The 24,388-nt window shown below is 61.2% G+C and carries 22 protein-coding genes; 15 read left to right on the forward strand and 7 right to left on the reverse strand.

Going from position 1 to position 24,388, the window contains the following annotated elements; all coding sequences use genetic code 11:
* Window positions 1-155: 155 nt before the first annotated feature.
* From PQR67_RS28880 to PQR67_RS28920, 9 genes are all read left to right on the forward strand, one after another.
* Complete coding sequence (locus tag PQR67_RS28880) at window positions 156-662, forward strand: DUF4399 domain-containing protein (RefSeq protein ID WP_408466254.1); 507 nt, start codon at window positions 156-158, stop codon at window positions 660-662.
* Between the two features lie 46 nt (window positions 663-708).
* On the forward strand, window positions 709-1,152 hold the full coding sequence (locus PQR67_RS28885) for a DUF4399 domain-containing protein (RefSeq protein ID WP_408466255.1): 444 nt from the start codon (window positions 709-711) through the stop codon (window positions 1,150-1,152).
* A gap of 294 nt (window positions 1,153-1,446) precedes the next feature.
* Window positions 1,447-1,740: a hypothetical protein gene (locus tag PQR67_RS28890; protein ID WP_408466256.1), complete on the forward strand. Its 294-nt coding sequence runs from the start codon at window positions 1,447-1,449 to the stop codon at window positions 1,738-1,740.
* Window positions 1,741-2,109: 369 nt separating this feature from the next.
* On the forward strand, window positions 2,110-3,471 hold the full coding sequence (locus PQR67_RS28895; protein ID WP_408466295.1) for an efflux transporter outer membrane subunit: 1,362 nt from the start codon (window positions 2,110-2,112) through the stop codon (window positions 3,469-3,471).
* Window positions 3,472-3,697: 226 nt separating this feature from the next.
* Window positions 3,698-6,298, forward strand: coding sequence for an FHA domain-containing protein (locus tag PQR67_RS28900; protein WP_408466257.1), 2,601 nt, complete (start codon window positions 3,698-3,700; stop codon window positions 6,296-6,298).
* Window positions 6,276-7,649, forward strand: coding sequence for a beta-barrel domain-containing protein (locus tag PQR67_RS28905; RefSeq protein WP_408466258.1), 1,374 nt, complete (start codon window positions 6,276-6,278; stop codon window positions 7,647-7,649). Before PQR67_RS28900 ends, PQR67_RS28905 begins: the two co-directional genes overlap by 23 nt.
* Window positions 7,650-7,686: 37 nt before the next feature.
* Complete coding sequence (locus PQR67_RS28910) at window positions 7,687-8,439, forward strand: peptidylprolyl isomerase (protein ID WP_408466259.1); 753 nt, start codon at window positions 7,687-7,689, stop codon at window positions 8,437-8,439.
* A gap of 113 nt (window positions 8,440-8,552) precedes the next feature.
* A complete protein-coding gene (locus PQR67_RS28915) occupies window positions 8,553-11,609 on the forward strand; it encodes a peptidase domain-containing ABC transporter (protein ID WP_408466260.1) in 3,057 nt (1,018 codons plus the stop codon).
* Window positions 11,606-12,964, forward strand: a complete 1,359-nt coding sequence (locus tag PQR67_RS28920) for a sigma-54 interaction domain-containing protein (RefSeq protein WP_408466261.1) — start codon at window positions 11,606-11,608, stop codon at window positions 12,962-12,964. The genes PQR67_RS28915 and PQR67_RS28920 overlap by 4 nt, the downstream gene beginning before the upstream one ends.
* Window positions 12,965-13,038: 74 nt before the next feature.
* Here the strand turns inward: PQR67_RS28920 and PQR67_RS28925 are convergent, their stop codons facing one another.
* Together PQR67_RS28925 and PQR67_RS28930 are read right to left on the reverse strand one after the other, a co-directional pair.
* Window positions 13,039-13,809: a PP2C family protein-serine/threonine phosphatase gene (locus tag PQR67_RS28925; RefSeq protein WP_408466262.1), complete on the reverse strand. Its 771-nt coding sequence runs from the start codon at window positions 13,807-13,809 to the stop codon at window positions 13,039-13,041.
* 5 nt (window positions 13,810-13,814) lie between these two features.
* A complete protein-coding gene (locus tag PQR67_RS28930) occupies window positions 13,815-14,102 on the reverse strand; it encodes a hypothetical protein (protein ID WP_408466263.1) in 288 nt (95 codons plus the stop codon).
* Between the two features lie 459 nt (window positions 14,103-14,561).
* Here PQR67_RS28930 and PQR67_RS28935 point away from each other — a divergent pair, with 459 nt between their 5' ends.
* Together PQR67_RS28935 and PQR67_RS28940 are read left to right on the forward strand one after the other, a co-directional pair.
* On the forward strand, window positions 14,562-15,047 hold the full coding sequence (locus PQR67_RS28935; protein WP_408466264.1) for a lecithin retinol acyltransferase family protein: 486 nt from the start codon (window positions 14,562-14,564) through the stop codon (window positions 15,045-15,047).
* 88 nt (window positions 15,048-15,135) lie between these two features.
* On the forward strand, window positions 15,136-15,390 hold the full coding sequence (locus PQR67_RS28940) for a hypothetical protein (protein WP_408466265.1): 255 nt from the start codon (window positions 15,136-15,138) through the stop codon (window positions 15,388-15,390).
* Here the strand turns inward: PQR67_RS28940 and PQR67_RS28945 are convergent.
* Window positions 15,387-16,265 (reverse strand): LysR family transcriptional regulator, encoded by an 879-nt coding sequence (locus tag PQR67_RS28945; protein ID WP_408466266.1) that lies wholly within the window; start codon window positions 16,263-16,265, stop codon window positions 15,387-15,389. The two genes, PQR67_RS28940 and PQR67_RS28945, sit on opposite strands and share 4 nt — an antisense overlap.
* A 99-nt stretch (window positions 16,266-16,364) precedes the next feature.
* Here PQR67_RS28945 and bla point away from each other — a divergent pair, with 99 nt between their 5' ends.
* Both bla and PQR67_RS28955 read left to right on the forward strand, forming a co-directional pair.
* The gene (gene bla / locus PQR67_RS28950) at window positions 16,365-17,300 is read left to right on the forward strand and encodes a class A beta-lactamase (protein WP_408466267.1); all 936 of its coding nucleotides are present in this window, start codon (window positions 16,365-16,367) and stop codon (window positions 17,298-17,300) included.
* Between the two features lie 90 nt (window positions 17,301-17,390).
* Window positions 17,391-18,155, forward strand: a complete 765-nt coding sequence (locus PQR67_RS28955) for an IclR family transcriptional regulator (protein WP_408466268.1) — start codon at window positions 17,391-17,393, stop codon at window positions 18,153-18,155.
* Here PQR67_RS28955 and PQR67_RS28960 read toward each other — a convergent pair.
* The 4 genes from PQR67_RS28960 to PQR67_RS28975 form a co-directional block, all read right to left on the reverse strand.
* Entirely contained in the window at window positions 18,143-18,967 is an 825-nt protein-coding gene (locus tag PQR67_RS28960) for a citryl-CoA lyase (protein WP_408466269.1), read from the reverse strand. The genes PQR67_RS28955 and PQR67_RS28960 overlap by 13 nt on opposite strands.
* A gap of 2 nt (window positions 18,968-18,969) precedes the next feature.
* Window positions 18,970-20,169 (reverse strand): CaiB/BaiF CoA transferase family protein, encoded by a 1,200-nt coding sequence (locus PQR67_RS28965; protein WP_408466270.1) that lies wholly within the window; start codon window positions 20,167-20,169, stop codon window positions 18,970-18,972.
* Between the two features lie 45 nt (window positions 20,170-20,214).
* A complete protein-coding gene (locus tag PQR67_RS28970) occupies window positions 20,215-21,648 on the reverse strand; it encodes an MFS transporter (protein ID WP_408466271.1) in 1,434 nt (477 codons plus the stop codon).
* A 123-nt stretch (window positions 21,649-21,771) separates the two neighbouring features.
* Window positions 21,772-22,122: a response regulator gene (locus PQR67_RS28975; RefSeq protein ID WP_408466272.1), complete on the reverse strand. Its 351-nt coding sequence runs from the start codon at window positions 22,120-22,122 to the stop codon at window positions 21,772-21,774.
* 475 nt (window positions 22,123-22,597) lie between these two features.
* Between PQR67_RS28975 and PQR67_RS28980 the strand changes: the two genes are divergently transcribed.
* Both PQR67_RS28980 and PQR67_RS28985 read left to right on the forward strand, forming a co-directional pair.
* A complete protein-coding gene (locus PQR67_RS28980; RefSeq protein WP_408466273.1) occupies window positions 22,598-23,644 on the forward strand; it encodes a phytoene/squalene synthase family protein in 1,047 nt (348 codons plus the stop codon).
* 363 nt (window positions 23,645-24,007) lie between these two features.
* Complete coding sequence (locus PQR67_RS28985) at window positions 24,008-24,256, forward strand: hypothetical protein (RefSeq protein ID WP_093637584.1); 249 nt, start codon at window positions 24,008-24,010, stop codon at window positions 24,254-24,256.
* Window positions 24,257-24,388: the final 132 nt, after the last annotated feature.

Raw genomic sequence — 24,388 nt, forward strand, 5'->3', positions numbered from 1 at the left:
TCCGTTTTAATAGTGCTGCCGCTCATCGACGAGTGACGCGAACCCGCCACGTGAAGCCACGTGGAAGTACGCAAGTGTCCGCGACATTCAGCCGGAGCATCCGGCGCGCTGTGCGCAGCCGAGGCGGCGATCGCCATTCTTCGGGAGAGTGCGCAATGAGAAGAACCCTCACACCCGGCGTGCCCGTCGACCTACGTCATGACACGAAGGCGTCGCTTGCAGCGCGCTGCACCGTCTGGTTCGCCACGATTCTCCTCCTGCTCGGCATCGTGTCACTGCCAGACTCCGCTCGCGCCGAACAAACGCCTTCGCCGCCTGGCGCCGAGGAATACATCATCTGGCCGCCCGATGGCGCGGTGATTCACGGCGGAAAATTGTGGGTGCGCATGGGACTGCGCAACATGGGCGTCTGCCCAAAGGGTGTGATGGTTCCGAACACGGGACACCACCATCTGCTGATCGATACCGACCTGCCGCCGCTCGACCAGGAAATTCCGTCTGATCGAAATCACCTGCACTTCGGTGCGGGTGAGACCGATGCGCGCGTTGAGTTGCCACCGGGCAAGCACACGTTGCAACTCATTCTCGGCGACCACAATCACGTGCCGCACGTGCCCCCCGTGTACTCGAAGAAGATCACCATCACCGTACTAAAAGACTAGCGATCCCGTTCATTCAAGGCGGGTTCGTCAGGACGGAGAGACCAACATGGACAGGATCATTGCGTTCGCGGCGCTCGTGGCACTTGCGACATTGACGTCACTGGCCTCGCCGGATATCGCGATTGCCGGTACGACACCGTCGCCGGCGGGCGCGCACGCCTATATCGGCTATCCGAACGATGGACAGGTTGTGGCCGCCAATAAGCCATTCCGGGTCTGGTTCGGCTTGCGCTATATGGGCGTGGCGCCGAAAGGCGTCAAATATCCGAACACCGGACACCACCATCTGCTGATCGATACCGAGCTGCCGCCGATGGATCAGGAAATTCCGAATGACCGCAACCATTTGCATTTCGGCGCGGGCGAAACGGAAACGATGATTCAACTGCCGCCCGGCAAGCACACGTTGCAACTGTTGATGGGCGACGACATGCATATGCCCCACAATCCGCCGGTGTATTCGAAGAAGATCACCGTCATTGCGCGCTAGCAGACCATAGGGGTATCGACATAACGCGGCTTGCTCGCTTCAGTGTCATGCCGCAGCCAACACCGCCGCGCGCGTTGTTGGCTGCGATCCACCAGCTCCGATCCATCGCTTCGTAACCGTCGCATTGTGTCGGGCGGCTTCGCTTCCCGGAGATCCTTTATCTACAGTCGTTCCGAAGATTTCTTAGGATCGGGAATGAAAACTGGCACAGCCCATGCATTAGTGAGACTCGAGCAGACAAGATGCTCGAACCCAACCGCAAGACTGTGCTGTTTCCCTTCCAGGAGATTTACCATGAACACGCTGATGATCAAAGACCTGTCCACCACCGCTCAACTTGACAGCAAGGTCATGAGCGCCGTGCGTGGTGGCCTCGGCCTTGGCTACGGCTATCCGTCGTCGTCGTCGTTTCTCAACTTCTCGCCGGTGTATGCACCGAACAACAGCAAGGCCGTCGACGCCACTCAACTCATCAACACAACGATGAACATTCAGAATGCCAACGGCAACAACGCGGCGTTTGTTGCCGGCGTGACGACCACGATCGACCCGCATGTGAGTTCGAGCAACAACATCAACGTGTATTGAACGGCGCAAGCCGCCGCGGAGGCTCTCGGGCCTCCGCGGGACGCGCAGGCTCGACCCGTCAAAAGATTCCGCATCCAATCGTTCTTTCCATACGACCCCAGCGTCACCGCACCATCCCCGCGCCGACTTTCCTGTACCGCTTCGATGGTGAAGCCGGGTAGGACCTGCTTTACTTAAACAGCGCGTTCTTCTCGTGCGGCGTAGCGGGTGTCATCGGAGAAAATCGTGTCAGCGTTGTCCGATTCAATGGTTCATCAGCGCTCTTTCAACGCGTTGCCGCGGTGCGGTGCGAACCGTCAAGCGGCGAGTGCGAGCCGCCGGGCCGCAGCGTTGCGCGGACTCTGCGCCGCAACGATCTGCGCGTTGTCGTTGTGCGCATGTGTCGATGTCAGCATGCCTGACTACAAGCGGCCCGATACGCCCGCCAAGGCGTCGTGGTCAGATCAGAAAGGCGCACCGGTATCGGCCGCCGCGACCATCGAGCCGGACTGGTGGAAAGGCTTCCATGATCCGTATCTGGACACGCTGGTCGCGAAGGCGATCGCGGGCAACTTCGATATCAAGGTGCTGGCCGCGCGCATCGACGTAGCCAGCACGCAGATCGGCGAGGCCAAAGCGGGCGCGTTGCCGACCATGGATCTCGGCGGTGGCGCCGATTTCGAAAAGAGTACGGGGCAGACGTTCGCCAAACAGTACAACGTCGCCACGCAGGTGAGTTGGGACATCGACATCTGGGGCAAAGTGGAGAAGGGCGTGCAGGCGCAAAAGGCCGAATTTCACGCAAGCGAGGCGGATTGGCGTGCCGGTTATCTGGAACTGGTGGCAAACGTATCGAGTACCTATTTCCAGATCCTGCAATTCGACGATCAGATCGAGCAGCAACAACAGACGCTCGTCACCAACCGGCAGATTCTCACGATCTACGAAGGCCAACGCCGCAACGGCCTCATACCGCAAACTCAGGTGCTGCGCCAACAGGCCGAAATCAACCGCCTGACGAATCAGTTGCTCGAACTGCGCCGCTCGCGCGATCTCGCGAACAACGCGCTATGCACGCTGCTCGGCGTGCCCGCGGGCGAGTTCCAGTTGCCGAAAGGGCATTTGCAGCAACGCGTGCAATTGCCCGTGGTGCCCGACGGCTTGCCCGCACAACTCCTGGCGCGACGTCCCGACGTGGTGGCAGCCGAGTTCAGAGTGCTGGAAGCCTATAACCTGGTCGGCCAGGCCAAGCTCGCGCAACTGCCCACCATCAACCTCACCGGCCACGGCGGCACCGCAAGCTTCGCGCTGACCGATTTGCTGAAGTCGTTCACCTACGGATTCATGCCCAGCATCGATATACCGCTTCTCGATCCCGGCGTGCGGGCTCATGTGAAAGTCACGAAAGCGCAATCCACGGTCGCCGAACAACAGTACCGGGTAGCCGTGATGGGCGCCTTCGAGGAAGTCGAAAACGCGCTGGTCAATCTGAATTCACACAAGGCGCAGCGGGTGGAGTTGCAGCAGGAAGTGTCGCGCCTGCAAATCGTCGCCGATCAGATTCAGTCGCAGTTGCGCCTTGGCGTGGTGTCGCAACTGGAGGTTTTCGAAACTGAACGGACCTTGCTGGAAGCGCAGCAGGAACTGCTCGCCAACCATCAGTTGATTCTGTCCGATACGGTGTTGCTCTACAAGGCACTGGGTGGTGGCTGGCCGAGCGTGGATGTGCAAACGGAAGTAAAGGAACACTGAGCTAATCCGGGACTGCGTGCGTGTGGCGTATTTCGACTGCATATGGCACATAAATGGCCCATACAAGCGACGATGTGGAAATTGACACTGGCCATGCGCGACTTAAAATTTGTAAGGAGCCGGGTTCTGCGCGGCTCGTTAAAGAATCCACTATTCGCCGTAGTTCTTCTTTCCGTTTCCGCTGCGTTCTCGCCGCAGCGGGTAAACGATTAGTGATGCAGATAAAATGACAGACGGCGAAATTCCGATTGCTGAGATGCGCGCGACATTGGACGCCACGTTCGACGTGGTGCTGTCGCCGGTTGCGTCCGCGCAACGTCCCGCACTCGACGCGATCCGGATTGTCGACAGCCTGTTTGCGATCGGCCGAAGCGACGCACCGTTTACCGACTATCCTGCCGAGCGGATTGCCCGGTTGTCGCGCCGGCATGCGCGGATTTTCACGGAGCACGGCGCCGTCTATGTCGCCGATCTCGGCAGCAAGAATGGCACCACGCTCAACGGCATTGCGGTGCGGCAAGCCCCCGCGCGGGTGCGTGCCGGCGACGCGTTGTGCTTCGGCGGTGAGCTCTGCTATCGGGTAAGTATCGATCCGCGCGCGCGCATCGTCGCCGCGGCGACAGTAACACCCGCGCCCGAACTGCTGCTGGTGCCACAGCGCGACGACCTCGGGCTTCAGCCGATCGACGTGCAGGCGTTTCCGTTTCTCGTCAGCAAGGCGGACGAAGTCTTCTCCCGCTATAAGGATCGCTATCCGCATCAGGTCAACTATATTTCACGGCGTCATGCACACGTCTTTCTGAAGGGCGGCGAACTCTACCTGGAAGATCTCGGTAGCACGAATGGCACATTCGTCGGTGGAAAGCGGCTCGATGAAGCAGCGGTGCCGCTTGTGGAGGGGGACGTCCTTGCATTTGGCGGCGACCACTTCGTCTACAGGGTGACACTGAAAGAACCCTCTGATGTCGAGCCGACCGTGACCCAGCTATCCCTCAATCCCGCCGCCGACGAAACTGCTGATGCCGACAAGACGACTTTCGTCGGCGCCGCGCATTCGTTCCTCGATATCTTTTGTGTCGATCCGGGGCTGCAGCGCGAAGACGAAGTGAATGAGGCCGCACAGGCCGCCTCCACGCAAGCGAAGCGCGATACGCAGACAGGCGGTGCGAGCGGAAGCAACGGAAGCGGCGGAATCAGCAAAACGAACGGCAAGCAAGACTCGAACGGCTCACATGGCACGAACGCAGCGAAAGGCCCGCCACAGCGTTGGCGCCTGCTTGCGGGTGAACTCAGCAAAGCCTTTGCGGGAGGCGATCACATCATGGAGCGTCGTGCCGTGTGGTGGAGTGGCGCGGCCTTCGCCGTTCTGCTGGCCATCGCATTGACGCTCTACGTACGCGGTTCATCCGAGCGCGATCTGAGAAATATGCTGGCGAGCGGCGATTACACCAGCGCGGTCACGGTGGCGAACGGCTATCTGGCAAACCACCCCGCCGACGCGAAAATCAGCGCGTTGGCGAGCGAAGCGCTACTGAAGGCAAAACTCCCCAGGTGGTTGAACGCGTTGCAAAAGGCGCAGTTCGATCAGGCCGACGCGTTGCTCACGGAGATGAGATCGTTGAGTACGAACAATGCGGACGCTGCGTCTCTGGTCGGCGAATTGCAATGGGTGGGTGATCTGGAGCGCTTCGTGATGGGGCGCGGCGGCGTCGAGGCGCCGATCCGCATGTACGCCGACGAGAGCGCCATCAGCCGCCTGCTGCAGCGCTGGGACGACGACGCGGGAGGCCATCAGCGCGCCCTCGACCGGATTGCCTCGTATGTGTCCGTTTTTGCGGAGCCCTACGCGCAGGCGCTGAGCCATCTGCGCAAACTGGAAAGCGACGACTCGGTGTATATCGCCGCCATCGACCGCCTGAACGGCATCATTCGCACTGAGTTGGCGCGTGACAAGCCCGACGCGCTGCCTGCTGTCCTCGACGATTACGCGCAACGTTATCCGCGTCTCGCCGGTCTCGATCGGGTACGCGAAGATTTGCGCCATTACACCGATGTGCTGAACGCCGCGCTCGGTCGGCAATTGACGCCGTTGCTCGCGTTGCTCAAAACCGCGCGTTTCAGTACCCCGCCATTTCAGGCGCAGTTTCAGCTACTGGCCGCGAACCGTCTGCCGTCGGCGGACCTCATCCAGCGTCATGACGCGGCGAGCGCGGCGTGGCAGCGCGGCGATACCCAGCAGGCGCTGGGCGACTTGCAGGCCATGCCTGCCGGGCCGTGGTCCGACGTGATCGCCGCGGAACTGGCGCATAAGAAAGCGCTGCTCGGTGAGTTCGCAGATTTGCAGAAGACGCGCGGCGGCAAGGATTACGACCAACGCCTGCTGTCGTTCTACGCCAGTCTCGATCCGATGGCGGATGCGTGGTTCTTGCAATCGATCCAGAAAGACGTCGCCGCATTGCACGACAAAGCGCTGGCGCGCGCGCAAGACCTGCTGCTGAGCGCGCAGAGCCTCTGGAAACAGTATCGGGCGAATGGTCCGATCGGCGGTACGCAACGGCTGGAAGCGGGGATTTCGCCCGGCTTTCGTAACGAGGCGCGTCTGCTTTCCGATGCGCAAGCTGCCGCGCAACAGGGGATGCGCATCTATACGCAACTGAAGGCGGATCATCCGGCCGATTTTGACAGGCTGCTGGCGGATATCGACGCCGAGGCGGATTTGCAACGCCGCTCACTGACCGAACTGCGCATGGTGCTGGACCCTGGGCTATTGAAGGCGAAACTGGCGTTGATTGGAGGCGAGCAAAGTGAAGCGCGACAATCACCCTAGACCGTTGTCGGAGGCGCTGGAGGATCACAGCGTCGAAGGCATTGCGATTCTGACCGCGGAGCCGGTGCGGCTCGCGCGCGCGCTGATCTGGGCGATGGTCGCGCTGGTGGTGGCCGGTTTGCTGTGGTCGTTCGTGGGGCGCGCGGATGTGATCGTCAGCGCGCAAGGCACGCTCTCGCCGGAATCGGAGGTCCGCCGCATCTATGCGCCGATCGACGGCGAGCTTGCCGACCTGTACATCGCCGAGGGGCAACCCGTGTCGAAGGGCGACGTGCTGGCGCGACTGAATGCGCGTGGAGCGATCGAGGCCGCGAGCAATGCGTTGCAGGCGCAACTCAAACTCGAAGACGCCGAGCGTGACTGGAAACAGTTCCCTGAGAAGAAGGCGCTAATGGAGCGCAAGGCGGCGGCGCTGAAGGCGCAGATGGAAGTGGAAGCGCATCTGCACGAAAACCGCGTTTCCGAAGGCACGACGAAGCTCGCTGAAGGCCAGAAGGCCGAACTCGACGAAGCGCGCAGCGTACTCGACAACGCGCGCCGCACGCGTGAGGCCGCGCATCAGGAATTGGACCGCTATTCGCAGCTCTTCGCACAGCCAGGTGGCGGCGGTATTGCCGAATTGCAGGTGGAGCAGAAACGGACCGCGGCGATGGAAGCGGATAACGCCTACCGGGTTGCGCAATCGAAACTCGCGGAACTGGATTTTCGCCTCAGTCATGAATACGCGCAGGCCAATGCCCAACTCGAAACCAGCGGGCAGCAGACCACCGACCTGCAACTCCAGTACGACTCGGCAGTTCGCGACATCACCGACGCCGAAGACAAAGTTCGCCTGCAATTGCAGAGCGCGCGCCTCGTGGCCGATGCCGCCGCGCGGATACGCTTTGAGAACATCGACAAAGATAATTTTCTGCTGATCCTCGCGCCGGTCTCCGGTGTTATCACCGACGTGACCTCCACGCAGCGGGGCGACAAGATTCAGGCGAACGCACCGCTCGGCGGTATTGCGCCGAAAGATGCGAAGCCGGTGCTGAAGATCGAAATCGCTGAACACGATCGCGCTTTTCTGCACGAGGGTCAGCCGGTGAAGCTGAAGTTCAATGCGTTCCCGTATCAGCGCTACGGGTTGATCAACGGCACGCTTGCCTACATTTCGCCGGCCACCAAGCCGTCCCTGCAGGACAAGCAGCCGGTGTACGAAGGCCGTGTGACGCTCGAGAAGAACTACTACCAGATCGCCGACACCCGCTATCCGCTGCGCTATGGCATGACGGCGAGCGCGGAAATCGTGGTGCGCGAACGGCGCCTGATCGATCTGGGTCTCGATCCGTTCAGGCAGGTCGCGGGTTGAGCGCACCGGTTATACGTCAATTAAAGGAGCGGATGACATGACTGCGATAGTGCGAATCGACGACGAAGTCGTGGACGTTTCCGAGTTTATTCGTCTTCTGAAATTGACCGGCCAGTTCGAGAGCCTGATCGAGCAGATCGTGCGCGACAAGCTCACGGTGCACACGGCGAAAAAGCAGGGTATTTCCGTCACCGCGGATGAAATCCAGCAACGCGCCGATCAGTTCCGCCGTGTGCGTGGTTTGCATCGCGCGACGGATATGAATCAGTACCTCGATGCACTCGGCGTGAATCTCGACGAGTTCGAAGCGTTCATTACAGACGGGTTGTATCAGGAGAAGATGCTTGACGTGGTCGGCAACGAGGCGGCGATCAAGGATTACTTCGCGCTGAATTCGCCGAAGTTCGACGCGATCGAGGTGAGCCATATCGTGCTCGACAGCGAGGGTAAGGCGAAGGAAATGATCTCGTACCTGCACGACGATCCCGACGGCTTCGCCGACATGGCGCGAGAGCATTCGATTGCGGATACGCGCGAAACCGGCGGCGTGATCGGCAAAGTGTTGCGCGGATCGTTGAAGCCGGACATCGAAGCGAAGATTTTCAACGCGGCGGTGGGTGATCTGCTCGGGCCGTTTACGTCGGCGGATCGCTCGTGCTTCGAGATTTTCGCCGTAACGGCGAAATATCCGGCGACGCTTGACCCGGACGTGGCCGCTGAAGTCAGGCGTCTGCTGCGCGAAAACTGGTTGATTGCGCGTGCGCAGGAGCATGTGATCGAAGCGCGCTAAGCGCGTAGCTGGCATCGCGTCACATCCCAGCACGCACGGAACGCAACGCAACGCAACATCGGGACGCAAGGTAAAGCAAAGCTACGCACAGCCGAATCGAGGTCCGCAAGCATATGGATGCACCCCAAACCGCGCCCTCCGCCGCTGAGTTTCTCACCTCGGTGGAAATCCTCTCGCCGTTTTCGCGCGACGAGATCGAGCGTCTCGCCGAATACGCGCAGGCACGCTTCTATTCGTTCGGCGAAACGGTGTGCTCGGCGGGCGACACGGCCGACGGTCTTTACGTGGTCCGCTCGGGTTCGGTACGCATCTTTACCGAGGAGCATGGCAAGGAAACCAGCATGGGGGTGCGCAAGAGCGGCGAGATTTTCGCCGACATTGCGATGTTGCGCGCATATGTGCATGAGGCGTCGGTACGGGCGTCGGCAAAAACCGAGTTGCTGTTCATTCCCCGCGCCGCGATCGAACCCGTGCTCGCCGCCAATCAGGCCGCGTTGGCATTTATCGCGAGCTACGTGGCAATCAACTCGGCGGGCGGTTTCGTCGCGCAGTTATTCGATCTGCGCGGCAAGCTCAATAAGGCCGAACTCGAAGAGTATGTGCGCAGCGTCGGCGTGAAACGGGTGGCCGCCGGCAAGGAGATCCTCAAGCAGGACGGGCGCGATGACCGGCGGCTCTACGTGGTGCGCCAGGGCGAAGTACGCATTGTCCGTCATGAGGAAGGCCATGACTACACGCTCGCGACACTAGGCGAAGGCGAAATCTTCGGCGAAAAAGCGTGTTTGATGCGACAGGAGCAAATGGCGTCGGTCGTGGCGGCGGTCGATACGCGGCTACTGGTGATTCCGGAGCGCACAGTCCATTTCATTCTGGAGCGCAATCCGAAGCTGCGTGAAGTCCTGGACGAGCGGATCCGTTACGGCGACCGCGAATTGCAACGGCAAAAGCGCCTCGAACAGCGACGCAAGTTGCCGCTGATGCTCGATTTGCAGACCAAACCCGAATTCGGCGAGAAGGTCATCAAGCGCTTTGCGCTGGTCGAGCAGGCTGAAGAAATGGATTGCGGCGCGGCGTGTCTCGCCATGGTATGCCGCCACTACAACATCCCCATGACGCTCGGCAAGCTGCGCGAACTCGCGAATGTGACGACGCAAGGCGCGACGCTCGACAGTCTCGCGCGCGCGGGCGAATCGCTCGGCTTCACCGCGCGCGGCGTGCAATGCACATTCGACTCATTGCGCGGTTTCGAGCTGCCCTTCATTGTGCATTGGGAGGGATACCACTATGTGGTGGTGTACGGGCTGTCGAAAGACTACGTGTGGGTTGCCGACCCGGCACTCGGTTTTCGGAAAATGACGGTTGAGGATTTCGAGCGCGGCTGGAGCGGCACGTGTCTGCTCTTTACCGGCGGACCGGATCTCTTGCACCTGTCAGCCGCGCGTTCGCCATGGATACGGTTTGTCGGCTATCTCAGGCCGTATAAGAAGATTCTCGGCCACCTGTTCCTTGCTACGTTCGTCATTCAGGTGCTCGGGGTGATTCCGCCGCTCATTATTCAGAACATCCTCGACGGGGTGATCGTGCATCAGAACGTCAGCCTGCTGCATTTGCTGATCGGCGGCTTGATCATCGCCAACGTGTTTTCGCAATTGATGTCGTCGATTCGCGCGTATCTCGCCAATTTCATGGTGCGCAACATGGACTTCGCGATGATGTCGCAGTTCTTCAAGCACACCTTGTCGTTACCGTTTTCGTTTTTTGCCAAGCGCAAGACCGGCGACATCTTCGCGCGCTTTCAGGAGAACCAGACGATCCGCGCCTTCCTCACCGAGTCGACGGTGACCACCGCGTTGAATCTGCTGATGGTGTTTATCTACTTCACCATCATGTTCGTCTACAACGTGAAGATGACGCTGGTGCTGATCGCGTTCGTGATACCGATCATGGCGCTGACCGCGCTGGCCACGCCGAAGATCAAGAACTACGCGCGTGAGGTGTTTACGGCGTCGACCGAATCGAAATCATTTCTGATGGAAGCGCTCGCCGGTGTCGAGACCGTCAAAGGCATGGGGATTGAACGGCCGGTGCGCTTACGCTGGGAGAAGAAATACGCGAAGGCGCTCGAAGTGCAATACCGGGCGCATGCCTTCAACATTCTGGTTGGGCTTGGCAGCCAGTTGCTGAACGCGGCGACCACGATCGCCATTCTTTGGGTGGGCGCGAATCTGGTACTGGCGCGCGAAATGACCATCGGCCAACTGATCGCTTTCAACGCCTTCATGGGCAGCGTGCTGGGTCCGCTGATGGGATTAGTGGGCCTATGGAGCATGTTGAACGACGCGGGCGTGGCAATGGAACGCCTTGGCGACGTGCTCGATATCGAGCCGGAACAGAAACCGCAGGACTTGCCGTCACGCGTGATGCTGCCTGAGTTACAAGGCGAAATCAGTCTCAGCGGCGTCTATTTCCGCTATGGCGAGAACGATTCGGCGTATGTGCTGGAAAATATCAGCTTCGACATCAAGCCTGGCGAGCTGGTGGCGATTGTGGGCCGCAGCGGTTCCGGCAAGACGACGCTTGCGAAGCTGCTGGTCGGCTTCTACGCGCCAAGCGAGGGCAAGATGACGATCGACGGCTACGATCTCGGTGTGGTCGATAAAGCCTATTACCGTGCGCAGATCGGCTATGTGATGCAGAGCAATCTGCTGTTTTCCGGCACGATAGCCGAGAACATTGCAAGCGGTGACGACGCGCCCGAACGGCGCCGCATCGAGGAAGTCGCAAAGATGGCCGACGCGCACGCGTTCATCAGCAAGATGCCGCTCGGCTACGAGCAGATTGTCGGCGAACGTGGCATTGGCTTGTCCGGTGGCCAGATCCAGCGGTTGTGCATCGCGCGGGCGCTGTACCACGACCCGCGTCTGCTGGTTTTCGACGAGGCGACCTCGGCGTTGGACTCGCAATCGGAAAGCAATATCCTCGGCAACATGCACGATATTTTGCAGGGCCGAACCGCGGTGATCATCGCGCATCGGCTCAGCACCATCATGCGTGCGGACAAGATTCTGGTGCTGTACGAAGGGGCGATCGTCGAACAGGGCCGCCACGACGAACTGATCCAGCGTGGCGGCATGTATTACCAGTTGGTCCAGAAACAGTTGAGTGCGTGATGAAGATACTCGACCAGGTCGAAGAGCTCAGCCCGGCGATTTCGTATGCGGGCCTGATCGAGCGCATCGAGATACTGCGCTCGACGCTGCGCTGGTCGTCGCGGCTCGAACGCGCCGACATCGACAAGCTGCTCCGCCAAGCCACCTCGTTACGCGACGAGGTGATGCAACTCTCGCACAAGGAACGTTTTGTACAAGCCGCGACGGCTGCGGAACCCGGCGCTTCTGCCGACCAGTCGCGAGGCGCGCGCAGGAAAGCGTTGATCGAGCGCAGTTTCATTTTCGAAGGGACATTCGGCGACAATCCGCATTTGCTCGAATCGCTCGAAATTGCCGAGAAGGCGGCGCCGACCGATTTGCCGGTATTGATCGACGGCGAAAGCGGCACGGGCAAAGAACTGATGGCGAAGGTGATTCACGCGAATGGTTCGCGCTCCGACAAACCGTTCATCTCCGTAAATTGCGGGGCGATTCCGGACAATCTGCTGGAATCGGAATTGTTCGGTCATCGCAAAGGCGCGTTTACGGGCGCCTCGAATGACCGCAAGGGCAAATTCGAAAGCGCGCATACCGGCACGATTTTTCTCGACGAGATCGGCGAGTTGCCGCTGGCCGGTCAGGTGAAACTGCTGCGTGTGCTGGAAGCGCACGAGATTCAGCGCGTGGGCTCCGATGAAACGATTGCCGTCGACACGCGGATCGTCGCGGCGACCAATCGCAATCTGCGGCAACTCAGCGAAGCGGGCAAGTTCCGCGAGGATTTGTTCTACCGTCTCAGTGTGATTCACGTGACTTTGCCGCCGCTGCGCGAGAGGCGCGATGAGATTCCGCTGCTGATTGCATGGTTCGGCGACGAGGCTGCCGGCACGCTGAAACGCAGGCCGGTCAGATTGACGCCGCGTCTACGGGACTTTCTGCTGAGCTATGCATACCCGGGAAATATTCGCGAACTGCGCAACGTGATGTATCGGGTGTCGTGTCTGGCGGGGGAGATGGCGGATCTCGATCATCTTCCGGTGGATATGCGGCCGGCCGCGTCTGGTTCAGGCACGGCTTTGTCGCATGAAGGCATTGCGGCGGGGCAGGAGCCGATTAGCGTGGCGAATCTGATGTCGCTAAGCGAGGCGAAGCGCGCCGCGAGCGACGACGCGGAAAAAGCCTTCCTGGAGCGCGGCCTTCGAGAAGTGAGCGGCACCGTTGCGGAACTGGCCCGGCGCATCGATATGAATCGCTCGCATCTGCAAATGCTTCTGAAGAAGCACGGCCTGCATTCAAAGGATTTTCGCAACCGCAATGCGCTGCCTACGGGAAAAAACGGCAGTGACGAACACGACGACGAAGACGAGGATAGTTGAAACGGGGGAGCAGGCGTAACGCGCCATTCGCGCGGCGATCGCACGTTCAGTCCCGCACTTTCAGGCCTGTGCGTTCAAGGCGCGGGGTTCAGCAGCGTTTTGTCGGACGCATACGGGTCCTCAGCGTGCACCACCACCGCAGTGACATTGTCACGCCCGCCGTGGGCGATGGCCAGTTCGACCAGTTCGTCGGACGCGTGTTCACACGCCACCGAGGTCAGTACCGCCAGTATTTCCGCATCGCTGACTTCGTTGCTGAGTCCATCGCTGCATAGCAGGAAGACGTCTCCATTCGCCACTTCGATTGCATCGTCATCGAGTTCGAGCAGATCCGTGGCGCCTACCGCGCGCGTGATCATGTGCTGCGCGGGATGATGCCGCGCCTGTTCGTCGGTAATCACGCCGAGTGACTTGAGCTCTTCCACCTGGCTATGATCGCGTGTGAGTTGCCGCAATTGTCCGTCGCGATACAGATAAAGGCGGCTGTCGCCAGCCCACAGATAGCCGCAGAAGCGGTCGCACGCGAGCAGTACGATTACTGTGCTGCCGATCCGTTGCACCTGGCGGCGCGCGGCTTCGTCGCGCAGTTGACGGTTGGCGGTTTGCAACCGCGCGCGCGCGTCGGCGATGCCGGTTTTCATCGCAAGCGGCGGCGTAAGGCGGCTCAACGCATCGATCACCAGGCGGCTCGCCAGATCGCCGACCGCGTGCCCACCCATGCCATCGGCGACGGCCCAGCGCCCGGGTTCGGGCTGGTCGAGGCAGGCATCTTCGTTGATTTCACGGACGCGCCCGACGTCGGAACGCGCGGACGACGTCCATCGAAATTGGCTCGGACAAGTCACAGGAGCTACACCGTATCGTTTCTGCTGCGTGCGTCCGGGGAGACGTTGATGTTCGAGTTCGCGCCGGTGTTGCGCACATCCACCGACTGGAACGTGTTGATCATCTGGTTAGCATAGAAGTTGTTGGAAACGTCGTACAGGTTCACAACCGGACCAATGCTCGGCGTTTCCCGCACATAGGGCTGAATCCAGCCGTACACCCACGGCGCACCGCCGCCGCCGCGGATCGCCGCCATTGCTTTACGGTCGAGCGCGAGGTTGAGCGAGAGGTCGTTCACAGTGATGGAAGCCATGTCGTTCTCCGGTTGGCTGCGTGCGTCGGGCGCGCGCTTGAAAAGGAACTGGGCGTAATGGTGCAAGTGCCATGCCAATTTGCGGCGCGCGCGCACGCTTTCACGTAACACGTTGATTGCGCGGCGATTCCAGACGCTTGTGCAGGCAGCGCCGGTTCACACGGTGGCGCAGAGGTCGGGACGTACCCAACATCCGGGCGCGCGCACCGGTGCGGGACCCAACACCTCAGGCAGATGTTCGCGACGCTCGCAGTGGCACGCGAGAAACCAGCCAGTGCGCCAGATTGATCGACGCAGGCCAACACATCGGCGTGATTTCTGTCGGCTCACAACGGACACCTGCCGTTCCCAACCCCGCCTGAAATTCCTGTGAGCCCTTTAAATAAAGGCTTTTCCTCGCATGGCCCGAATGATGCAAAAGATCTCGCAACAGTGTTGGATATTGAAGCGAGGCCAGCCATGAACACCCACTTTCTTCCGGCGAGCAGCGGCAACGAAGCGTCGAGCATCGACCTGCCGGTCGGCGCGCATCTCGTCACGCAACGGCAAGGCTATGAACATCATGGCATTTACGTCGGCAATGGCCGCGTAGTCCATTACGCGGGCTTTGCGAGTTCGGCGCATCGCGGTCCGGTGGAAGAGGTGGAATTAACCCGCTTCGCAGCCGGTCATGCATTGACGATCCGTGCGACCCCGAGTGCCCGCTATGTCGGCGATGAAGCCGTGCGCCGTGCGCGCTCCCGCCTCGGAGAAAACCAGTACCGCCTGCTCACGAACAACTGCGAGCACTTCTGCGCGTGGTGCCTGCTTGGCGAAAGCCGCAGCGAACAGGTGCATTGCTGCCTGCGGCATCCCCGCGCCGGTGTGCTCACGCTGGTGTGTCTGGTGAAGGCGTTTGTCGAGCGCGCTGCAAAGAATGATCAGGCTGCCGTCCAGCTCGCCTGAGCGAACGCGATCGAGCAGGAATGAGTTCGGGAACTGAAGGAATAACGGACTTAAGGACCTAGGGATTTAAGGATTCAAGGAGCACATCATGGTTACCGCAGAAAAGACCTTGCACTGGGCCGTCGATAAATGGCTCGCGCCGACACCGTCGATGCCCGCACACGTCGTGCGGTTTTGCCACCGCGCATCGCAGCATCAGCGCTATGTCTGCGTGGAAGCATTGCGCCCCGGCGGCTTGCTGTCGATCTTCTTCTTCCGTCATGACGACGGCTCGTGGAACGTGTTTCCGCCGCAAGCCGAGCGGCCAGCCATGAACGGCTATCGCCGCGTGGCAGTTTGCTAGCTTTGCGCGAGCGAGGCCGCTTCCTTGACGATCCACTGACTGAACAGCAGCATGGCCGGCGTCATCGGCTTACCCTTCAACCACGTCAGCCAGTAGCTGCCGGCATGAACTTTCACGTCGAACGGGCGTACCAGCCTGCCTGTATTGATCTCGTGATCGAACATCAGCGCGGGCGCCAATGCGATACCCGCACCTTGCATAGCCGCTTCCACCATCAGCCGCGACGAATCGAATACCGGCCCGCGAATCGGCCGTGGCGGGATGCCGGCGGCCGCGAACCAGGCTGTCCAGTCGTCGACCCGGTAGGAGCGCAGCAGGATTTCATTGGCGAGGTCCGCTGGTTCGGACAGACGCCTGGCGATTTCAGGTGCGCACAGAATCGCGAGCGGCGCGTCGAGCAGCCGGGTGGCGAGCGAGCCGGGCCAGGTGCCGTCGCCGAAGCGAATCGCGAAATCGAGGCCTTCCGTGGCGAGATCGACCAGATTGTTGTTCGTCAGCAGACGCAGCTCGACAAATGGATGCGCTTCGCGAAACGACTTGAGCCGCGGCATCAACCAGCCCACCGCGAAGGTTCCCACCACGCCGAGGGTCAATACCTCGTGAAAGTGGCCGCCTTCGAACTGCTTGAGCACGGCTTCGATGCGATCGAACGCGTCGGTGAGGACAGGGCGTAGCGCCAGGCCTTCGTCCGTCATCGCCAGTCCGCGAGGCAAACGTTTGAACAGCGTGGTGCCGAGCCGCTCCTCCAGCGTCCTGACCTGCTGGCTCACGGCCGCCTGGGTGACGTTCAACTCGAGCGCGGCGCGCGTGAAGCTCAGATGCCGTGCGGACGACTCGAAGGCGCGCAGCGCGTTCAACGGGAGATTCGGTCTCATGGCGAAAGCACAAGTTTTTCTTGGGGATCGACTAACTTATCATCGTTTGCCAACGGGCGGTAGAACACCGATAGTTGCGGCTTCATATAAGGAGCGGCGATGATCACAAGACGGAAATTCGCAGGTGCGGTGCTTGGCGTTTCGATAGCTGGGGTTGCGCTTGGTAGCGGCGGCGCGTTCGGGAAAGTGCTGAAAGCGGGCCCCACCAGGCAGGGCGGCGGCGCGCTCGGGGTGGATGCCATCCGCCAACGGCTCGCGCAGATCGAAGCGGAAAGCGGCGGACGGCTCGGCGTTTCGATCCTCGACACCATGTCCGGATTGCATGCCGGTTTGCGGACGGACGAGCGCTTTCCGATGTGCAGCACCTTCAAACTGCTGGCGGCGGGTCTTGTGCTGACGCGCGTGGAGCATGGTCAAGAGGATCTGGAACGGCGCATTGTGTTTTCGAAAAGCGATCTTGTGCCGTACTCGCCGGCCACCAGCCAGCACACCCGCGAGCGTACCGGCGACGCAGGGATGAGCGTCGCCGACTTATGCAAGGCGGCCCTTACGCTCAGCGACAACACCGCGGCCAATCTGGTGCTGGCAAGCTTTGGCGGACCCGCCGCTGTGACCGCCTTCGCGCGCAGTATCGGCGATGGTGTCACACGTCTGGACCGTAACGAGCCGACGGTGAACGAAGCGACCCCCGGCGATCCGCGCGATACCACCACACCCGACGCAATGCTTGGCAATCTGCGCGAACTGCTGCTGGGTGAGCGTTTGTCCTCGCCCTCGCGTGCGCAACTGCTGGCCTGGCTGGCGGCCAATCAAACCGGCGGCGAACGGATTCGCGCCAGGCTGCCGAAGGATTGGGGCGTTGGCGACAAAACCGGCACGGGCGATCACGGCACGGCAAACGACATTGCGATTCTGTGGCCGCCAGGGCGCGGGCCGATTCTCGTGACGGTGTACCTCACTGGGACGAGCGGCGATGCGGCGCGCTGCAATGCCGCGATCGCCAGCGTCGGCGCGTTGGTGGTGGCGTCGGTTTGATCGAAGCGTGGCTTGAGCGAGCATGGGTCATCGCACGCAACATGGCGTAAAATTCAGCTTCGATATGAAGCCAGTGACTAACGCTAACTCATGCCAACGCCTGCGGACAAATCAAACTCAAAGGAAACCGAGGGCGTAGCCGTCATCGATCGTGCTTGCGCGATTCTGTTCGCCTTCAGGCCGGACGACGCCGCGCTCACGCTCGCCGAACTCGCGGCGCGCACGGGGCTCTACAAGAGCACGCTGTTACGGCTCGCGGGCTCGTTGATCCAGCATCGCCTGCTGCTGCGTCTGGACGACGGCCGCTATCAACTCGGCCCCGCGACCTTCATGCTCGGCGCGCTGTATCAGCGCAGCCTGAACGTCGGCGATATTCTCGTTCCGCTGATGCGCGAACTCGCGGAAACGAGCGGCGAAAGCGTGTCCTTCTATGTACGCGACGAAGCCGTGCGCGTGTGCCTGCATCGCGTGGACTCCACGCATGCGGTGCGTTTTCACGTGCGCGAAGGTGACGTGCTGCCATTGGAAAGCGGCTCGGGCGGCCACGCGTTGCTGGCGTTCGGCGGCGCGGCGGGTGCGCCGTACGAGAAGATTCGCGAGGACTTCTACTGTGTGTCGATCGGCGAGCGCGATCGCGAGACAGCCGGGATTTCAATGCCGGTATTCGGTGTGCGTCAGAGTTTGCGAGGCGTGCTGACGCTGGCGGGTCCGAGTTCGCGTATCGATCAGGCATTTTTCGAGCAGAATCTCGACGCGTTGTTCGATTGCGCCGCGCGCGCCACGGATGCGTTAGGCGGCGACTCGCGCGCGATGCGCAACGCGCAGCGGCGCGCGGCCGCGGTTCAGGACAGGTGACGCTCGGGCTTGCCCGTATAGGTGTAGCTCATCTGGCGCGGCATGGGGCCCTTGTTGCGCTCGTTGCGTCCGCGCTGTTCCCACGCATGCGACAGAATGCCGACCGCGCGTGACAGGCAGAACACGCCTCGTGCCAACTCCGGCGCAAAGCCGAGTTCCGCGTAGATCACGGCGGTTGCGCCGTCGATATTCATCGGCACCGGTTTGTTCTTGCGCTGCTTGAGCAAGGCTTCAATGCCGCGCGCAATAGCGGCGTATCGGCCGCCGATACTCTTTTGTTCGACGCTTTCGTCCACGAGCGCAAGAAGCCGGATTGCCCGCGGGTCGACCGGATGGAAGCGGTGTCCGAAACCGGGCAGATACTTGCCGCGTTCGGCGGTAAAAGCATCGACACCTTGTGCGACGGCGTCTTCCAGCGCGGCGCCTGCATCCATCCGTGCGGCGATCGAATCGTACAGTTCGACCGCCTGCTGACCGGCACCGCCATGCACGTCATCCAGCGCATTGATCGCCGAGGCCATCGCGCCGTTCAACGGCAAACCGCAACTGGTCGCCATGCGCGAGATCGCAATCGAGGGGGCGTGCGGGCCGTGATCCACCGATGCCACCAGCGCCGCCTCGAACAAGCGCGCTTGCGCGGCGTCAGGCAGTTCGCCGCGCAGCATCAGCCAGATCATCTGCGGAAAACTGACGTTGCCGATCAACTCCTGAATCGGAAAACCCCGCACCTTGATCGTGCCAGGATGAATATCGATGATCGAGGTGCTCCAGTACTCGGCGGCGAGCCTGGCGGCGTCGAATGCTTGCGTCATGTTCAGATCACTCCCTCGGAGCGTAGATGGTCGATGTGTGCGTCGTCGTAACCGAGCGCGGCGAGATGTTCACGTGTGTGAGCCGATAGAACCGGCGCGGGGGTGGCGGGCGCGGTGTCGGCATCGGAGAGCCGAAAGCCCGCGCGGGTGACGCGTTGCCGCTCAGTCGTGCCGTCGCCGGCGAATTCGCGGATGAACTCGCGCGATTCCAGATGCGGGTGCGCGAGGATCTCCGGCACCGACATCACGCGCCCGGCCGGCACGCCTGCCTCGAAGAATTTTGCTTCCCAGTTTGTTGCGCTGTCGCTTGCCAGTGCGGCCTCGATTTCAGCCTTCAATGCCGCGCGATTCACTTTGCGTGCATTGCGCTCGGAAAAGCGCGTGTCGTCGAGCAGATCGGCGCGGCCGATCAGGTGGCACAGGCTCGCGAACTGCTTGTTCTCGTTCGCCGCGATATTGAGCGGGCCGTCGCCGGTTTTGAAGGTGCCCGAAGGCGCGGCGGTGAAGTTCTCGTTACCCATCGGCTCGGGCGTAACACCGGCGTTCAGATAGTTCGAGACGACCCAGCCCATCGTCGCCAGCGTGGCTTCCAGCATCGAGACGTCGAGCATGCGGCCGTGTCCGCTCGCGCGGGCATCGATCAGCGCGGCGCAAATGCCGAATGCGGCCGTGAGACCGCCCACGGTGTCGGACACCGGATAACCGACGCGCAACGGCGCACTGCCGGCGTCGCCGGTCACGCTCATCACACCCGAGATGCCCTGGATGATCTGGTCGTAGGCAGGGCGTTTCGAAAACTCGCCGTCCATGCCGAAGCCGGAGATCGCGCAGTACACGAGCCTCGGATTCACCTCGCGCAACGCGTCGAAATCGAGGCCGAGCCGTGTCATGACACCGGGCCGGAAGTTTTCGACCAGCACGTCCGCGGTTTTGACGAGCTCGCGCAAAATGGTCTTGCCGCGCGGGTCTTTCAGATTGAGCGTGAGGGACTGTTTGCCGGCATTCACCGCAACGAACGAAGCCCCCATGTTGCGCATCGACGCTTCCTTGTCGGCGCCCAGACGCCGGGCAAGATCGCCCCCTTCGGGATGCTCGACCTTGATCACCTCCGCGCCGAGCAGCGCGAGTTGATACGCGCAAAACGGTCCCGCCAATACATTCGATAAATCCAGTACCCGCACCCCGGCTAACGGCAGCGTCATTTTTGAAGCCTCTTGTTCAATGCGCGCAGTTGCGCTCAGTTGCGTTCAATGCGAAATTTCATCGAGATTGCGATTGTTGGTCCGCGGTCCGAAGAAGCCGATCGCGCCCATCACCATCACCATCGACAGCGTGATCAACGCGAATACGCCTGGCACCTGGAAGTGGCGCAGCGCGAAGGCGATCATGAAGCCGGAGAACATCGCGGATAAGCGCGACATCGAGTAAACGAAGCCGACGGCGCGGGCCCGCAAGCGGGTCGGGAACAATTCGGTCTGGTACGCGTGATAGCCGACCGAGAGCAAGGTCCCGCACAGCGTGATCAGCACGCCGAGCGTCATCAGCATGGCAGGCGAGGTTTGCGTCGCGAACAGGCTGCCGAACACGGCGATACCGAACGCGGACAACACGATCAGGGTCTTGCGCTCGATGCGGTCCGCGATCGCCATGCCGATTAGCGGTCCAAACGGATTCGAGATCGCAATCACGAACGAATACAGCAGGCTGTGCGTGATCGTCACGCCCTTGGAGACCAGCAGCGTCGGCACCCATGACGCGAAACCGTAGAAGCCGATCGCCTGGAACAGATTGAACACGAGCATCGTGATCGCGCGCTTGCGATACGGCGGCTGCCAGATTTCGCGGAAGGCGGCCTTGGTGGTAGCAGGCTCGATAGACGGTACCGGCGCGGGCAATGGCTTGCCGTATTGCCGCGTGACTTTCGCTTCGAGCGCTTGCAGGACCTGTTCCGCTTCGGCGGCGCGGCCTTGCTGCGCGAGCCAACGCGGGCTTTCCGGCACGCGCCGGCGGATTGCCCACACGATCACCGCGCCGAACGCGCCGATGATCACGACCCAGCGCCAGCCGTCCACGCCGAATGGCGCTTGCGGCACCAGCCACCACGCGAGCAGGGCGACCGACGGCACGGCGGTGTACTGCACCAGATGCACAAAAGCAAAGGCCCGGCCGCGAAGGTGTTTCGGCACGAGTTCGCTGACATAGGTGTCGATCGTCACCAGTTCCACGCCCACGCCGATGCCCGCGATCAGGCGCCACAGGTTGATGGCCGGCGCGGTGGTTTGCAGCGCCATGACCAGCGTGGCCGCGGAATACCACAGCAGCGAAACGGTAAACACGGTTCGGCGGCCATAGCGATCTGCCAGGCCCGCCAGAAAGAACGTGCCGATGAAGAGCCCGGCGAATGACGCCGCCACGAAGGCGCCCAGCCCGGACACCCCGAAGAACGACGCGGTTGTCGTTGCATAAAGCCCGCTTTTGACAAGGCCGGGGCCGACATACGCGGTAAAAAACAGGTCGTAGAACTCGAACCAGCCGCCGATCGACAGCAGGAACACCAGCATCCATACCGTGCGCGTTGCGGGCAGACGGTCGATGCGCGCGTTGATGCCCGGCGTGAGCGCCTGCGCGCCGGTGCTTGAAGCGGGCGACGCGCCGGGTGCGTCGAGCGGCAGGCTTGCCATGGAATCCTCCTTCGGGGTCTCTTGCCTGTGTCGTTCCGTCTAACAGAACGACGTTCTATTTAACGAATGTGCCGAGATTAATCTGTGTGGTCGCTGGCAGGAATTCGGGGTTTTACCTAGCCGTCAAGCCGCGATCCGTTCCAGCATCGCGAGAAGGGTGGCGAATGGAAGCGGCTTGCGCGCGTATTCGATGGTGGGATTCGGCTGCGCGGGGATATCCGCGGCCGAACTGCACAGGATGATCGGAATGGCGCGCAGATCGCGGTCGTCATTCAAAGCGGCGCACAGTTGTGGCCCTGACATGACCGGCATCTTGCAGTCCGACACGACGATGTCGGGCCGGGTTTCGTGGATCTGTTCAAGCGCAGCCGCCCCATTGGTCGCCGTCAGCACGGTATAACCGTGCCGCTCCAGCAACAGTAGCCAGGCCGTGAGGATGTCGGTCTCGTCGTCCACGATCAGGATGGTTTTCATGGACGGTTAGCCTTCCCGCAGATGGACCTTGCCGCTGACCAGACCCCGCCCCGGACCTCGTCAAGATCGGCGACACGCGTTTGCGCGCCGGGCCGGGACGATGCCTGAGATTCGTGGATGGTCATTGTCGATAGGGCGTTCAAAGCGCGGAGAAGCGACAGCTTGCAACTGAAATCAAGCGAAACATGCATCGTTCAATCTCACCATGTCAGCAATTCACGTTCCCGTTCATCGTGTCGACGCCGCGTGCAAGCAATGGATTGGGCCTGAGCTCCCGCCCGGTTGGCGGATCGCGCGCAGTATGTGTGCGACGTTGATGGGCGTGCGCGAGCGGGATCCGCCGATAGCGATCGCCATCGTGTGGGTGAGTTTTTCAATTCGATGTAACGAAGTGGTAGAGCGTGAGACAAAGGCGCTTCGCCATATACAATTCGGCAGCGCCTGATTTTTGCCTTTTACTTATCTGATCTCACTCATGCCGAATCCGACCCGGGCCTTTCTTCTCGGCCCGCTCCTGAAAGGCGTTTCACGCTCCTTCTATCTCACCCTGCGCGTGCTGCCCGCGGGGATGCGCGATCCGATCGGCCTTGCGTATCTGCTGGCGCGCGCGGCCGACACCATTGCGGACACCTCGCTGATCTCGCCCGAGCAACGCCTGGCGTTGCTGCTGTCGCTGCGCGACCAGGTGAACGGTGCGCCGGACGGCGGCGCGCTGTTCCAGCGCATGGCTGCCGAAGTAGCGGGCCAGCAGGTCCAGTCCGATGAAAAGCTCCTGCTTGAATCGCTTGGACCCGCACTCGAAGTGCTCTCTCAACTGAGCGAGTCCGACCGCAAGGCCGTACGCGAAATCGTGTCGACGCTGACGGAGGGCATGGAATTCGACCTTCGTGCGTTCCCCGACGAACGTTCCGGCCAGATCGCCGCGCTGCGCGAATACGCGGAACTCGACCGCTATACCTATCTGGTGGCGGGCTGCGTCGGCGAATTCTGGACCAGCATGACTTACGCGCACATGCCCGGTACGCTGAAAGAGCGGCCCGAAATCATGGCGCGCCGTGGCGTGCGTTTCGGCAAGGCGCTGCAGATGACCAATGTGCTGCGAGATTGCGGCAAGGATTTGCGGATCGGCCGCTGCTACCTGCCGCAGACAATGCTCGATCAATACGGTTTGAGCGCGCAAGATCTCCTGCAGCCGGCAAACTCGGTTCGTGCGAGGCCTCTGATGGTCGAACTCGTGCGCCGCGCACTGGATCACTTCCGCGAGGCTCTCGACTACACGCTGGCGATTCCCGCGTGGTCGATGCGTTTGCGTCTTGCCTGTTTGTGGCCGATCCTGATCGGCCTGGACACGCTGTTGCTGCTGGTGGATAACGACGCCTGGCTCGATCCGGCCAAGGTCTCCAAGGTCCGGCGCAATCAGGTGTATGGAATCATGGCGTCGTCATTGTTGCTGGTGCTTTCGAACGGCCTGGTGCGGGCGTCGGTTGCAAAACGCATCAAGCAGATCGAAGCCCGACTCTGAGTGTCGAGCTTGCTCCAGAGATAGTTAGTTATCCGTGCAAATTGCCCGGAAAACCAGGCCGAAGGGGCGTGAATGTTTGCGCCCATGCTGGTTGTCCTTCATTCATTCTTCTCGGGTCCAGGTATACGCGTTCGCGATTGACCTGCTGTTCTAGCAGAATCCGAAACGCGTACAAGCTCGCATCCGGCCGTGCCGATTTGCATGAGCCCATGTGGCCACGCACGATCCAGTCACGCCGCATGGCGGGTTCACTCATGAATGCCCCTTCACTTAATCGGCATCATTGAATCGCAGGCAATCGGGAAACCCCTAGCATCCTGTGTCGATGGTTCGCGTTAGTCTCTTCAAAAGAGGAGACGATTCATGAGACAGGCGTTCAATATTGCCGTGGTGCTGTTACTTGGCTATCTGATGGCGGATAGGGCGCTGATGCGTGCACAAGCGGGAGAAATGGGAACAATAACGTGCCACCAAGGCGCGGAGCTGGTCAAGGCGAACGCGTTGAAAAAGGGTTTCGGTGACGCCGGGGCCAGCAGCCAGGGTGAAAATTTCCTGTCGAGCTGTCTTGTCACGGGGCGCGGCCAGGTGGGCGATCTGATCGCTCGCGAATAACGCAGGCGGCCCGGCCCTGCAAAGGCTTCTGCGAGACGTAGCGTTACAGATAGAAAAAGTGCCCAGACCGCAAAGGTCCAGGCGAGGTCATCGGGAGCCCGATGACGGAGGTATCGAATACAGAACTGGCCC

The sequence above is a fragment of the Paraburkholderia fungorum genome (assembly GCF_046026025.1).
Lineage (GTDB): Bacteria > Pseudomonadota > Gammaproteobacteria > Burkholderiales > Burkholderiaceae > Paraburkholderia > Paraburkholderia fungorum_E.